Raw genomic sequence first — 14,377 nt, 5'->3', positions numbered from 1 at the left:
GGAAACGGCTTACCTGAACACCCTGGCGTCCGGGTAAGGCACTGCGTTGGTCTTGATGATCCTGGCGGGATTGCCCACCACGACCGAAAAATCCGGAACATCCCTGGTCACGACCGCACCGGCACCGATGGTCACCCAGCGCCCGATGCGCAAGCGCGGCAGGATCGTGGCGTTGGTGCCGATAAAGGTCCCGTCACCGATTTCCACGCAACCTGCGATACACACGCCCGGCGCCATGAACACCGAGTGGCCGATCTGCCCTTCATGCCCCACGACACTGCCTGCGCTGATGCTGGTGTTGTCGCCCAGTGTCACTTCGGCCTGCATCAGCACGCCTTCCTGCAGGTAACTGCCCTGCCCCATGCGGATCATGCTCAGGTCGATACCCGGATGAACGAACTGGCCGAGTCGCGCACCGGCGTCGACCAACTGGCAGGTGGTTTCGTAGCGTAACCGGGTACTGCCGGTGATCAGATTGACGAAGCTCACGTCCTCGCCATTAAGTTCGCCGACGAGTTCGGACCCGCCGAGCACCGGCACCCCGTGAAACAGCGTGCCGTGCTTGCGCGGATCGTTGTCCAGAAAAGCGAATTCGATGTTCGGCGTGCTGCGCTTGACGGCGTGCAGCATGCGCACCGCTTCCGGGTTGGCCGCCCCCAGCAGATACATCTTCACAATGCGTGCCTGCGCGCCAGCAGATCGAGCACCACTTGCACCACCCGCTGCTGATCGGCGTCGGTCATGTCGTGATAGCTCGGCAGGTTGAAGGCGCGCTCAGGGAGTGCGAACGCCAGCGGCGTATCGACCACGTATTCGCTGAACATCGGCAGCGACGACAGCGGCCAGAAAAACACCCGGGCGTCGATGTCGGCGGCCTGGAAGGCAGCGATCATTTGCTCGCGGTGGATGCCGGTGTCGGCATCGAACACCACGGTCGGCATCCAGTAGCCATTGCGGCCATGGTCTGGCTCGGGATTGAGCGACACCCCCGGCACACCTTCGAGCGCTCGCGCGTAGTTGGCAAAAATCGCCCGTTTGCGCTCGATCAACTCGTCGATGCGCTCGACCTGAGCACAGCCGACAGCCGCTTGCAGGTTACTCATCTTGTATTTGAAGCCGACAAACTCCGGCCAGAACTGCTTGGTGCAACCGGCCACACGACCATGGTTGGACAGGGTCAGGACCCGCTCATACAAGGCTTTGTCCGAGGTGACGAACATGCCACCTTCACCGGTGGTCATGGTCTTGGTGCCATGAAACGAAAAAGCGCCGAAAGCCCCCAGCGAGCCGGCGGCCTTGCCGCGCCATTGCGAGCCGATGGCTTCCGCCGCGTCTTCGATCACCGGGATGCCGAATTCGCGACCGATGGCGAGCAGCGCGTCCATGTCACACAGATTGCCGTACAAGTGCACTGCCAGAATCGCCTTGGTGCGCGGGGTGATCGCGCTTCTGACCCGTTGCGGATCCAGGCACCAGCTGTCGGCCAGCACATCGACAAACACCGGCGTAGCACCGAGGTAAGTGATCGGCGCCGCCGAGGCAATCCAGTTGGTGTTGGCCAGGATCACTTCGTCGCCAGCGCCAACGCCCAGGGCTGCCATGCCCATGTGCAGCGCGCCAGTGCAACTGGAGGTGGCGATGGCGTAGGTTGCGCCCAGATGCTCGGCAAAGCCGTGCTCAAAACGTGTCAGGTATTCGTAGCAACGTGCGCCCCAACCGTTCTGCACGGCGTCCAGGGCATACTGCGCTTCAAGTTCGCCAACGCTGGGTTTGGTGTAATGGATTCTGCTCATTGGATGATCAACTCCGGAACGGCGACGACAAAGCGTGCGCCCCATGCCTTGGCCGCCGACAGTTGCTGCGTCACTTCGCTCAACAGGTTCCACGGCAAAACCAGAATGTAGTCAGGCTGCTCCTGGGCAATACGCTCAGGCGCGACAATCGGGATACGGCTGCCCGGCAGGAACTTGCCCTGCTTGTGCGGATTGGCATCCGCCACCCAAGCGAGCAGGTCCGGTTTGACCCCGGCGTAGTTGAGCAAGGTATTGCCCTTGGCTGCCGCACCGTAGCCAACCACACGCTTGCCGTCGGCCTTGGCCTGTAACAAAAAGCGCAGCAGTTCATGCTTGATGCGTTCAGCGGCGGGCGCGAGGGTCGCGTAGTACTCGGTGGTTTTCACCCCGGCCTCGAGTTCCGCCTGCAACTGTTGCTGCACTGCTGCCTGCACCGGACGACGTTCGCCATCCTTGCGCTGCACGAACACCCGCAGCGATCCACCGTGGGTGCTCAATTGGCTGACGTCGAACACTTCGAGGCCATTGCGCTCGCACAGGGCTTGCACGGCGGTCAGCGACAGGTAGGAATAATGTTCGTGGTACAGCGTGTCGAACTGCGCGCCAGCCATCAGCGTCAGCAGTTGTGGAAATTCGAAGGTGGCGACGCCGGCCGGTTTGAGCAAAGTGGCGAAACCAGCGAGGAAATCGTTGATGTCCGGCACATGCGCGAGCACGTTGTTGGCCGCCATCAGGTCAGCGCCCCAGCCTTCGCTGTGCAACTGCGAGGCGGTGTCGCGACCGAAGAACAGTTCGCGGATTTCCAGGCCCTTCTCGCGTGCTGCCTGTGCGGTACTGCGCGTCGGCTCAACGCCAAGACACGCAATGCCGCGAGCAGCCACGTACTGCAGCAGATAACCGTCGTTGGCGGCGACTTCAACCACGCGGCTGTCGGCAGTCAGGCCAAAACGCTCGACCATCTCTGCCACATAACGCTCGGCATGCGCGAGCCAGGTGCTGGAAAACGAACTGAAGTAAGCGTACTCGGCATCGAACAAGCTGTCGGCGCGGGTGTAATCCTCGGTCTGCACCAGCCAGCATTGCTGACACACGGCGACCTTCAACGGCACCCATTGCTCAGCCTGATCCAGGCGATCGGCATGCACGTAGGCGTTGGACGGCGGCGAGGTGCCGAGGTCGATCAGCGGCAGGCTCAGCGGTGCGGCGCACCCACGGCAGTTCATAGACGCACTCCAGCAAAGTGTTGATCGAGCGCGGGATGGCTGGAATCACGCGCTGACAAATTATTGACAGGCAACGGCCAGGCAATCGCCAGCCGTGGATCGTTCACCGACAGACCGCCCTCATGCTCCGGCGCGTAATCGGCGCTGTGCAGGTAGAGCAATTCGGCGTCGTCGGTGAGCGTCTGGAAACCGTGGGCGAAGCCGGCCGAGATCAACAGGCTGCGACCGTCACCGGCCTTGAGATGCTCGGCGTGCCAGTGCAAAAAGGTTGCGGAATCGGGGCGCAGATCGACCGCCACATCCCACACTTCACCACGCAGGCAGGTGATCAGTTTGGCTTCCGGCGCATTGGCATTCTGATAATGCAGACCGCGCACGCTGCCCTTCTCGCGGGTGCAGGAATGGTTGATCTGGCGGATATGGAATTCGCTGCCGAACGCACTCAGACTGCCTTCGCAGAACAGCCGGGCGAAGTGCCCGCGCTGGTCTTCGAAACGTTTGTGCTGGACGCTGAACAGGCCGGCCAGCGGCAATGCCTTCAGGGAAAACTCGCTCACAGCGCGCCTCGGTACAGGTTCAATTGGCCGAGTGTCACGTTGCGCATGTCATCGCCGTTCTGCCACGCCAGGTGCCAGTCGAGGGTCTGGGTCAGACATTGCTGCAAGGTCCAGCGTGGTTGCCAGCCGAGCACCTGGCGTGCGCGACTGCTGTCCAGACGCAGCAGGCCGGCCTCGTGCAATTCACTCGGTTCGATGCGCAAGCCACGCGCCTGCGGCCAGCGGCTGGCGAGCAATTCGACCACCTCGCCAACGCTGCACATGTCCGCCTCGCCCGGGCCGAAGTTCCAGGCACCGGCGTACTCCGGGCCCTCTTCGTAAAGGCCGGCGGCCAGTTGCAGATAACCGGCCAGCGGCTCCAGCGCGTGCTGCCATGGGCGCACGGCTTGCGGATAGCGCAGGGTCACCGGCTCGTCGGCCGTCCAGGCTTTGAGCACGTCGGGAATCAGTCGCTCCGGTGCAAAATCGCCGCCGCCCAAGACGTTGCCGGCGCGCGCGGTGGCCAGGGCCAGACCGTGTTCGGCGTACTTGTCCGCCGGAAAGAACGACGCGGCATAGGATTGTGCAAGCAACTCGCAGCAGGCTTTGCTGCTGCTGTAAGGATCGTGACCACCGAGGGCTTCGTCTTCGCGGTAGGGCCATAGCCACTCTTTGTTGGCGTAGACCTTGTCGGTGGTCACCAGCACGCAGGCGCGCACGCAGCCGACCTGACGAATCGCTTCAAGCAGGTTCAACGTGCCCATGACGTTGCTGGAGTAGGTACCGAGCGGATCGCGATAGCCTTCGCGCACCAACGGTTGTGCAGCCAGATGCAGAACGATCTCAGGCTCGGTGTCGGCGATGATTTCCAGCAGAGCGCCGAGATCGCGCAGATCACCGCGCTGATCATTGATGCCTTCGTGCACGCGCGCCAGTTCGAACAGGCTCGGCTCGGTCGACGGCTCCAGGGCAAAGCCGCTGACTTGCGCGCCGAGGCTTTGCAGCCACAGGGTCAGCCAACTGCCTTTGAAACCGGTGTGGCCGGTGACCAGTACACGTTTGCCGCGCCAGAAATCCGCGCTCAGTCCCATTGTTTCCATGGGGCCTCCCCGCTCTGCCACAGCGCTTCGAGATGATTCTTGTCGCGCAGGGTGTCCATGGGCTGCCAGAAACCGTCGTGCTGGAACGCCATCAACTCACCGCGTGCGGCCAGACCGTCCAGCGGACCCGACTCCCACGACGTCGAATCGCCTTCGATCAGCGGCAGGACTTTGGGCGACAACACGAAAAAGCCGCCGTTGATCCAGCCACCGTCGCCGCGTGGCTTCTCGGTGAAACCCAAGACCCGATCACCTTCGCGATCCAGCGCACCGTAGCGTCCCGGCGGTTGTACGGCGGTAACGGTGGCCAGTTTGCCGTGGGTCAGGTGGAAATCAACCAACGCGCCGATGTTCAAATCGGAAACGCCGTCGCCATAGGTGAAGCAGAAGGCTTCCTCATTTTCCAGATAGCGCGCGGCTCGCCCCAGGCGGCCACCGGTCATGGTCTCTTCACCGGTATCGATAAGCGTCACACGCCATGGTTCGCTGTAATTCTGGTGAACATCCATGCGGTTTTCACGCATGTCGAAGGTCACATCGGAGGTGTGCAGGAAGTAGTTGGCGAAGAAGTCCTTGATCGCGTACCCCTTGTAGCCCAGGCAAATCACGAAATCGTGAATCCCGTGGGCGGAGTACTGCTTCATGATGTGCCAGAGAATTGGCTTGCCGCCAATCTCGATCATCGGCTTGGGCTTGAGGTGCGACTCTTCACTGATGCGTGTGCCCAGACCACCCGCCAAAATTACTGCCTTCATCCTCTCCCCTCTCGCTCGTCACAGGGCTGCGCGTCGCTTTCTTGCGCGTCGCGGCCTTCTGGCTAAACCTTTCTGCCGTGCCGGGCGCAGGGGCAATGACCGCGAGCGCTCGTTTTATGGCGATTTAAGGGGGACTTGCAGGAAACGCGCCAGCTCGCAGAGCCAATCGGCGAGCGCAAAAAAACGGCCTGATCCGGTTCATGCAAACCGGATCAGTCCCTTCCCGAACGTCAAACCAACGCCTTCACATTTGTTGCAGACGAAAAAAAAACAGGCGACTCGAAAGTCGCCTGTTTTTTGGGGAGGGTATTGCGCGAACCGATCAGTCCGCCAGCCAGCCATTTTCCCAGTAGCGCAGGTTATCGCCACGCAGCACGTAATCGCGCAGCACCACCTCACGCAACTCGTCGCCCATGCGGTAGCTGGCATCAGGATCGGCCAGGTGCATGCGAATCGCCTGCAGCCACTCATCGGTGGTGTTGGTCTTGATCCGCGTGCACGGCAGGTAGCCGCGATAGGCCTCGGTGTCGGTGCAGATCACCGGGTAGCCGCAGGCGCCGTACTCCAGCAGACGCAGGTTGCTCTTGCAGTCGTTGAAGATGTGGAACTCCAGCGGTGCAAGGGCCAGATCCAGGTTGAGGCTGGCCAGTTTGGCCGGATACACGTCCAGGCCGATCACACCATGGAATTCATGCATGTACGGCCGCAGGTCATCCGGGCACATGCCGAAAAACACCCAGTCGACTTCGTTGGCCAGTTCGCGCACGACATCCGCGATCACCGCCAGATCACCGTGGTGACTGGTGCCGCCGCCCCAGCCGACACGGGGTTTCTTCGAGGTGCGGCGGCGGCCGCGCAGGTTGCTCCAGAGGTCCTTGGCAAGCATGTTCGGCACCACACGAATGTCGTGATGCATGTCCGAGAGCGCATTGGCCAAGGGTTGAGTCGACACGACCACCCGATCACACAGGCCGATCGCCCGGCGTACCATGCGCTCCATGTCCTGCTTGCTCGGCATGTTGCGGATGTGCGCGTTGCGATGGGGAACGTCAATCACATAGTCATCCAGTTCGAAGATCCGCCGGGCACTGAAGTACTTCTTCAGTGGCGGGATTTCATCGATGGCGTGCTCCGAGTAGCGCCCTTGCAGCACGATCACGTCGGGGGCCTGACGCTCGATTTCAACGATCGACGGCAAGCCGTAGCAGATGCGCCCTTCGACCCGATTGGCCGCCACCAGCTCGATCATCGGCTGGCTCATGCGGTAATGACCAATGGCAGAAGCATTGATCGGCACCGACAGTACATTGGGCAGCTGCGACTTGGAAAACGCAGTCCAGCCGGTCAGCAGACCCGGTTCGAGGCTGAAGTTGCTGGCACCGACGCCATGCAGGGCGAGGTTGACGTTGTATGCCGGATCGCGGGCGATCTGCGGTAACCAGCGCTGATAAAACGTATCCTGCTCGCGCTCGTGCTGTTGCTGATCTTCGCGCGTGGCCTCGATAATCGGGCGGGCGCCCACAGCCAGCCTGGCATGCGGATTCCACACCACCAGATAACCTTCGCGGCCGACACGCAGGCACAGATCCACGACGTTGTACGCGACCTTCAAGTCCTGTTCGTCGAGCCCCGCAACCTCCTCGAAGACCGACTTGCGCACCATCAGGCAGTCACCGCCGACGGCACTCAGATCCTGCACCGCCTGCAACCGGAACATATAGCCCTCCGACTGCATCGGCTGACCAAAGAACGGCAGCCCGGCCGGCCCTTGCAAACCGAGAATCAGGCCGGCATGCAGCACACCGCCGTCCGGGTCGTACAACTTGGCGCCGACCACCCCGACTTCGGGACGCTGCGCATGATTGAGCAGTTCGTCGAGCCAGTCGGCTTGAGTGATCACCGCAAAAGCATTGAGCAGTACCACATACTCGCCGCGCGCCTGACCAACGGCAAAGTTGTGAATGGCAGCGAGGTTGTTCTTTTGCGGGTAGCGCAACACACGAATCCGCTCACCGCCCAACTGCCCCATACCGTCGAGCCAGGCCTGGGCCTCGGCGCTTTCGCTGCCGCTGTCGACCAAGAGAATTTCGTAGGCGGTGTAAGCGGTCTTTTCCAGCAGCGTTTCGACACACCGCTGCAAGGCAGCCGTCTGATCCTGAGCGACGATGATCACCGACACCAACGGGCGGCGGGCATGGCGATAATCGACCCGATTGAGCAGCTCGCTGCCCTCACGCCGGGTCTCGTAGGCAATCCCCAGGCGCTGCAGATGCGCATCGAGCACCCGCGGATTCTGCTCCAGGACACCCGGGTCGGTGAGCCACTGGGACAGATCGAATTTCGATTCGAGCAACACTTCAGCGATATGCCCGATCACCTGAGTGCCGTCACTCTCGACCATGCGCCACAGCAGATCGTGAGGCGCCAGTTGTGCGAAGTCAGGCGCAAGGCCTCCCAACGCCAGAACCCGCTCGCGCTTGAACGCCAGAGCCCGCCCGACGTAGGGATAGCTGCGCATGAGGTCGAGGTTGAAGTCCGGCTTGAACGCAGGTTCTGCCGACTCGCCATTGCGCAGACTGCCTTCGTCGCTGTACAGGCATGTGAAAGACCGCGAATGGGCAATCCGGTCAGCCATGATCAGCAACGCCGTGGCCACCGGGCGATCACCGGGTTGCAGCAGGTAGAACCAGTCGGCGCCTTTCAGTTGCGGCAGCAAGGTGTTGAGCTGCTCCAGCCCGTCGTCTTGTAGCGGCAGGCGAAACACGCGGCCATCCAGCTCCGCTTCGGAACAGGACGCGGACAGGACCAGCACCAGTTCCGCCGGGTAATCCTGATTGGCGAGGGCCTCCAGCGTGCGTTCCACACCGTCGCGACTGCCTTTGCCGTCGATGATGATCGGCACGATCCGTGGCTGGTGTGACCAAGCGGCGATGGTTTCCGGGAGCAACTTGCGCTGTCCTTCGGTAAGCACCCGGCATTCCAGCCATTGCGCGTAGAGTTCGCCGAAACTCAGGCTGTCAACCCCGACGCCACACTCCTGACGGCTCTGCCTGGAGCCCAGGGTACGGCTCAACGGCAGCTCTTCCCAAATCCTGGGTGACTCATCAGCCTTTGCCAGCGGGATATAACGCACCCAGCCTGGCGCAGGCGCCGACTCACCGTTGCGGGCCTTGAGCATTTGCGAAAGCCACTCGCGCTCGACGTCCATCGCATCCTTCATCGGTTGCTGCGCGCTCAGCCGCTCCGGATAAAGACGCTCGGCGCTCAACACGTTGTTGGACACCGCCAGATTGCCGCGTCGCAGCAGGCAGATATACAAGGCGAAATCCAGGGACGCGACGAAGCAACTGCCCTCCTCGGTCAGTGCCGGCAGCAGCTCGACGACGTCCGCGCGGCGAAACAGCGCGTTGCTGAATCCGCCCAGAACGTTGACCGGGAATTTTTCAAATATCGCCAGCAGATCGTCGCCCTTGAACAGGCCACTGACCGGCGACAGCGAGGTGTTTTCCAGACGCGCAGGCAGGATGATGTCGTTCGCGTCCCAGAGCAGTCGCTGCGCCAGCACCAGGCTGACCTCGGCACGGTGCATCTCGTGCGCCTGCTGCTCGATACAGGCGGAATAGAGCAAATCATCGTCACACAGAAACTTGATGAACTCGCCCTGCGCCTGATCCAGGCAAGCTTTCAGGTTGCCGACCAGACCCAACGTGCGCGGGTTGCGTACATAACGGACGGCGACGCCGGTCTCCTCGCCGACAGTCGAGACGATGTTTTCGATCTCGACGCCACGACTGTCATCGCAAACGATGATCTCCAGATGGCCATAACCTTGGCCGACAGCGCTACGCAAAGCTCGCTCGAAAAAGCGTGGATTGAAGGCGGGAATGACAAGGCTGACGAGAGGGAGTGACTTCACGGCGGGCTCACAGGCGGCAAAAGCCCGCCGGGTACAGCGAGCCCTTGAAACCGCTAAAAAACATTACTTGGGGATAGAGCGAACGGGCGCTCACGCGCCCGTTAATCATCAGATCTTGTTGAACAGTCCCAACTGGCTGATCTTGCTGAACGCCAGTTGCGCGGCCTGCAGCATGGTCTGCTGCAAGGTCAGACGGGTCATGACTTCGGCCGGATCGGAATCGCGGATCGAGCCTTGGGTCGTGGTGTTCGCCGTACTCAGGCTCAGGTTAGTCGCGGTTTGCATTTCCAGCGCTTGGCCACGGGCACCAATGGTGGTGACAGAAGCGCCAATCTGGTTGGTAGCGGCGTCGATGTTGCCGAGACCCGACTCCATGACACCCTGAAACTTCTGCTTGGCAACATCATCACCGTCGATCGGCGTATTCAATGCCGTAATCATCTGGCCCAGCGTGTCGAGCACGTTCTGGGTCTGGTGATTGTTCGGCTGGATCGAGAACTGATCGCCAGCGGCCGGAGTGTTGCCCAGCGCGAAAGTCACGCCCGCAGCGGTCGCGTTGCCGCCAGCCACGGTGCCGGACGACACGGGTTTGCTGTCCGCAGTGACTGGCGCCGCATACAGATCGAACGCCGTGGCGCTGGTGAACTTGAGCACCGCGCCGCCTTGCGGGAAGGCGTTTGTATAGGCCGACTGGTCGGTGATGGTCGAACCGGTAATCACCGCAGTAGACGGGTTACCCGGGCTGCGCGCGGTGGTGAACGAGTCAGGCTGGGTCGACAGCTGGAAGCTGTGCCCGGCAATGACCGCGTCCGGGTTGGTGTCCCCCGCTTTCAGGTTGATGTTCAGCTTCAGGTCGACGCCACGGAAACTGACCGACTGGTTGGTGCCGGTGGTGTTGACGATCGCGCCGTTCTGGCTGGCTTCGGCCGTCACGTCGTTACCCAGCGCATCGGTGATTTGCAGTTGGGTGCTGCTGACGAAGCTGACGGTGTACGGCTGACCACCAGAGAACTTGGAGTTGTAGGTGGCAACATTGCCAACGGTACCGCTGGACAGCACGACACGGCCGTCATCCACTGCAGGAGCCGTCATGTTGGTGCTGGTGCGGCCGGTGTTGATGGTCTGCTGAAAGGCATCCCAACCGGTGGTGTTGGTGCCGACCGTCATACCGTCGCCGATGCCCAGGTTGATCGTGGTCTGGTCACCGTTGTAGGTGTAAGTGCCGTCGGCATTCTGCGAGTACGGCGCGGTATCGGTCTTCGAACCGGAGAACATGTAGTTGCCGTTGGCATCCTTGGAGTTCATCAAGCCCAGCACTTGTTGCTGGATCTGACTCAGTTCCGAAGCGTAAGCCTGGCGATCCTTGTCGGTGCGCGTGCCGGTGTTGGCGGCCAGGGCGAGTTCCTTGGCACGCGCCAGTGCGGTGGTGATGGAATCCAGCGTGGACTCCTGCACATTCAACGAATTTGTGGTGGTGTCGACGTTGGTCTTGTACTGATCCAGCATCGCTGCCTGCTGACCCAGTTGCAGCAAGCGACCGGCGCCCACCGGATCATCGGCTGCGGTGTTGATGCGTTGCAGGCTGCTCGCCTCGCTGGCAGTGGCCAGCGCCTTATTGAAGTTACGCTGATAATCCGAAGCTTGCGTTCCGTAATACTGAGCGGTGGAAATGCGCATGAATTACGACTCCTTAAAGGCTGTTGATCAGCGTGGCGAAAGTTTCCTGCGCAGCTTTGATGATCTGCGAAGACGCTGTGTAGTACTGCTGGTATTTGACCAGGTTGCCGGTTTCTTCATCCAGGTTGACCCCGGACAACGAATCGCGCGAGTCGGCGGCCTGCTTCAGGATTGCCGAGGTGGCTTCACCGTCGGAGATGCCTTGCGCGGTCTTGGTGCCGACATTGGTCACCAGTTTGTTGTAGGCGTCGGTCAGGCTGATGCCCTTGCTCGCCGAGCCGGTGTCGACGGTCTGCTTGGTTTGCAGGCCGACCAGCGCCTGGGCGTTGCGGTTATCCGAAGACGCCGCACCGGTCAGGTTCATGGTGAAGGTTTCGCCCGGTTTCGGCGTACCGCCAACCGTGGTTTGCACGGTGAAGGTTTTCTGCACGTTAGGCGTGACGCTCGTGTCCAGCACCGGGTTGCCGCTGGCATCGACGATGCCTACTTTCAGGTTCAGGGTGTTGGCCTGCCCCGGAACGATTGTGCCGGAGCTGATGGTTCCGCCCTTGGCGTCGACGAACTTGTAAGACTGACTGCCGCCGCTCGGATCGCCGAACACCAGTTTTACCGGTGTCGAATTCTTCAACGCCGCCTGCATATCGGCCTGAGCAGTCGGGTTGTAGATGTTGATGCTGTCGCTGAGCGTCGGCTGGGTGTAGGTGCCCAAACCGGCAGCGCTGGCCACACCGGTCAATGGACCGGCTGCAGCGATTTTCTTCGGATCGGTGAGTACGGTCTGAATGCTCGCTGCGGCGTTACGGGTCGGGGTCACCTTGAAGGTGTCGCCCGCGCTCAACGCGCCGCCCTTGAGTGCCAGCGTGAAACCGTCGATCACCGGTGGCGGATTGGTCGTCGTGCTGAAGGCGCCCATGGCGGTGCCGTCCGAGCGCTTGACGGTGTAGTCAGTAGCGCTGGTGAACGTGACCTGATAATCGCTGGTGGTCAGCTTGCCGGTGTCCTTGATGGTGACGTCAAGGTTGCCCGAGCCTGCGCTGTTGCCCGACTGCGCGATACTGCGCTGACTGATCAGCGCCGCACTGTTGATGTTGTTGAAAATCGCCGCGCCGAAGTCACCGTTCTTGTCGATGCCCTGGGCTTGCTGGCTGTTGATCTGATCGGCGATAACCAGGGCCACGCGCCCCAGTTCGTTCAGCGACGGATCGAGGACTTCTTTGCGATAGGTCAGCAGACCACCGATTTCACCACCGCTCATCGCCGAGGTGATATCGATGACGCTCGAACCGCGATCCATCTGGATCGCCATGCGCGTCGGGTCATCCTTGCTCGCAACGGTGCTCAGGGTGTTGGTGGTGTTGCCGATCACCAGCGGCTGGCCGGTGCCGATATACACGTCGAAACTGGTGCCACGCTCAACGACCTGCGCGCCGGTCAGTTCGGACAACTGGCGTACGGCTTCGTTACGGCTGTCGAGCAGATCGTTCGGCTGACCGCCACTGGTAGAAATCTCACCGATCTTCTGGTTCAGGCCGGCAATCGAGTTGGCCAGCTTGTTCACCTGGGCCGTCATGTCGGTCAGGTTGCCGTTGATGGTGGTGTTCTGGTCGTTCAACTGCTTGGCGATGGAGTTGAAACGGCCAGTCAGTGCCTGTGCGCCGGTCAGCACCGTTTGACGGGAAGTGTCATCGGTGGCCGAGGTCGATACGCTCTGCATCGAGGTGAAGAATTTTTGCAGCACACCGGTCAGGCCGGTGTTGACGTCCGACAGCGTGCCGTCCAGTGGCTTGGCTTGCGCCAGATACGACGCTGCTTCGCTGTTGAGCGAGGTCGCCGTGTGCAACTGGGTTTCCAGGTACGAGTTGTAGACCCGGCGCACGTCGGCCAGGGTGGTCCCCGTGCCGATGAAAACGTTGCCGACTTGCTGCGAGGCCTTGGTGCCTTGCACGGTTTGCTGGCGTGAATAACCGGCGGTATCGACGTTGGCAATGTTGTTGCCTGTCGTAGCCAGAGAGGACTGGCTAGCCGACAGCCCCGACATCCCGATATTGAGCAAACTCATGGTTCAGACCTTATACCTTGTGCCTTATAAAGGCGTGGTGGAAACGCCCGCCGCAGCGTAGTTTTCAAAACTGTTCATCTGCTTGGCTATCTGCGAAATCTTCGTCGCGTAGTTCGGGTCGGTTGCGTAACCGGCCTTTTGCAACTCGCGTACAAACTGTTCTGGGTTATCGGCAGACTTCACGACATCTTGATAGCGATTGTTGCTCTGCAGCAAAGTCACCAGATCGTGGAAACTGTCCTTGTACGAGGCGTAGGAACGGAACTCGGCCGTCTCCTTGACCATCGCGCCATTGCGGAACTCGCTGGTGATTGCCCGGGCCGAATCGCCCTTCCAGTTACTGCTGGCCTTGATGCCGAACAGGTTGTGGCTGCTGCTGCCATCCTGCGCGCGCATGACCGATTTGCCCCAGCCGGTTTCCAGCGCGGCCTGCGCCACCAGGTAACGCGGATCGACGCCGATACGCGCGGCGGCTTCCTTGGCCATCGGCAACATGGTGTTGACGAATTCGTCGGCGGAGCTGAAGGCTTTCTTCGCGGGCGCCAGCGGAATCTGCGCCATCGCCCGGCCGTAAATCTGCATCTGCCCACCAGCCGCCTTGTCCGACTCGGCGCGGGCCAGCCAGTCGCCGTTGTACAGCGGACCGGCGCCAGTGGTGGCGGCCGTCGTGGCGCGTTGCGGCAATTGGCTGGCGGCTGTCGGCATCGCGGACGGCACCAGACCTGCGAGCAAACGATCGGCGAGTTTCGGCGGCAAGGCCAGTCGACGCTGGTTGATCATTTCCATGTCGTTGCGGTGCGCCAGTTGCGTGTTCGGTGCATTGACCGAGCGCGACGCCCACAACGGGCGCTCGCCATTGAGGCGCGACAACGGGCCGTTGGTGGCGACGGTGCCTGCGGCAACCGGCGTGGCCACGGCCAGCGCCTTGGCCTTGGCCTCTTCCTGTTTGGCGGCGGAGGCTGCGGCTGCCTCGCCCGGCGCCATCGGCTTGTTCTTCGACATCTGCCGCATCAGCACGTCAGCCAGACCGATACCACCGCCCTCGCGAGACATGGAAACGGCCAGTTGCTGGTCGTACATTTCCTGATACTGCTTGGCCGCCGGCGTGTTCAGCGGATTGTCCTGGCCCAGCGCTTCGGTGGCCGAACGCATCGACTTGAGCATCTCGCCGAGAAACAGCGATTCGAACTCCTGCGCCACCTTGCGCATGTTCGCATCGCTGTCCTTGTCGCCAACCTTGAGCTGGTTCAGACGATTGAGGTCAGAGTAAGAACCCGAATCGCTGCTGCTGACCAGACCGCTCTTGCGCATATCCATG

Annotated in this window: 10 protein-coding genes; all 10 read right to left on the bottom strand. The window is 61.4% G+C overall.

Annotation, left to right across the window (positions count from 1 at the left end):
• Positions 1-9: 9 nt before the first annotated feature.
• The 10 genes from ACVVH8_RS08105 to flgJ all read right to left on the bottom strand — a co-directional run bounded on the left by ACVVH8_RS08105 (position 10) and on the right by flgJ (position 14,376).
• Positions 10-675, bottom strand: a complete 666-nt coding sequence (locus tag ACVVH8_RS08105) for an acetyltransferase (protein WP_475229416.1) — start codon at positions 673-675, stop codon at positions 10-12.
• On the bottom strand, positions 672-1,793 hold the full coding sequence (locus ACVVH8_RS08100; protein WP_103305349.1) for a DegT/DnrJ/EryC1/StrS family aminotransferase: 1,122 nt from the start codon (positions 1,791-1,793) through the stop codon (positions 672-674). The genes ACVVH8_RS08105 and ACVVH8_RS08100 overlap by 4 nt, the downstream gene beginning before the upstream one ends.
• Entirely contained in the window at positions 1,790-3,016 is a 1,227-nt protein-coding gene (locus ACVVH8_RS08095; RefSeq protein ID WP_213027932.1) for a class I SAM-dependent methyltransferase, read from the bottom strand. The genes ACVVH8_RS08100 and ACVVH8_RS08095 overlap by 4 nt, the downstream gene beginning before the upstream one ends.
• Positions 3,013-3,573, bottom strand: coding sequence for a dTDP-4-dehydrorhamnose 3,5-epimerase family protein (locus ACVVH8_RS08090; protein ID WP_475229413.1), 561 nt, complete (start codon positions 3,571-3,573; stop codon positions 3,013-3,015). Before ACVVH8_RS08090 ends, ACVVH8_RS08095 begins: the two co-directional genes overlap by 4 nt.
• Positions 3,570-4,652, bottom strand: coding sequence for a CDP-glucose 4,6-dehydratase (rfbG, locus tag ACVVH8_RS08085; RefSeq protein WP_213027930.1), 1,083 nt, complete (start codon positions 4,650-4,652; stop codon positions 3,570-3,572). The genes ACVVH8_RS08090 and rfbG overlap by 4 nt, the downstream gene beginning before the upstream one ends.
• Positions 4,634-5,407: a glucose-1-phosphate cytidylyltransferase gene (gene rfbF, locus ACVVH8_RS08080; protein ID WP_103305345.1), complete on the bottom strand. Its 774-nt coding sequence runs from the start codon at positions 5,405-5,407 to the stop codon at positions 4,634-4,636. Before rfbF ends, rfbG begins: the two co-directional genes overlap by 19 nt.
• A gap of 322 nt (positions 5,408-5,729) precedes the next feature.
• Positions 5,730-9,323, bottom strand: coding sequence for a glycosyltransferase (locus ACVVH8_RS08075; protein WP_475229411.1), 3,594 nt, complete (start codon positions 9,321-9,323; stop codon positions 5,730-5,732).
• Positions 9,324-9,431: 108 nt separating this feature from the next.
• Entirely contained in the window at positions 9,432-11,000 is a 1,569-nt protein-coding gene (locus ACVVH8_RS08070; RefSeq protein ID WP_103305343.1) for a flagellar hook-associated protein 3, read from the bottom strand.
• A 13-nt stretch (positions 11,001-11,013) separates the two neighbouring features.
• A complete protein-coding gene (gene flgK, locus ACVVH8_RS08065; protein ID WP_103305342.1) occupies positions 11,014-13,059 on the bottom strand; it encodes a flagellar hook-associated protein FlgK in 2,046 nt (681 codons plus the stop codon).
• Positions 13,060-13,083: 24 nt separating this feature from the next.
• Positions 13,084-14,376, bottom strand: a complete 1,293-nt coding sequence (gene flgJ / locus ACVVH8_RS08060; protein WP_213027924.1) for a flagellar assembly peptidoglycan hydrolase FlgJ — start codon at positions 14,374-14,376, stop codon at positions 13,084-13,086.
• Position 14,377 lies beyond the last annotated feature (1 nt).

The organism is Pseudomonas trutticola BRTCR10, from assembly GCF_056155105.1.
The sequence above is the reverse complement of the archived record's forward strand: the minus strand, read 5'-3'. Positions and strand labels throughout refer to the sequence as shown.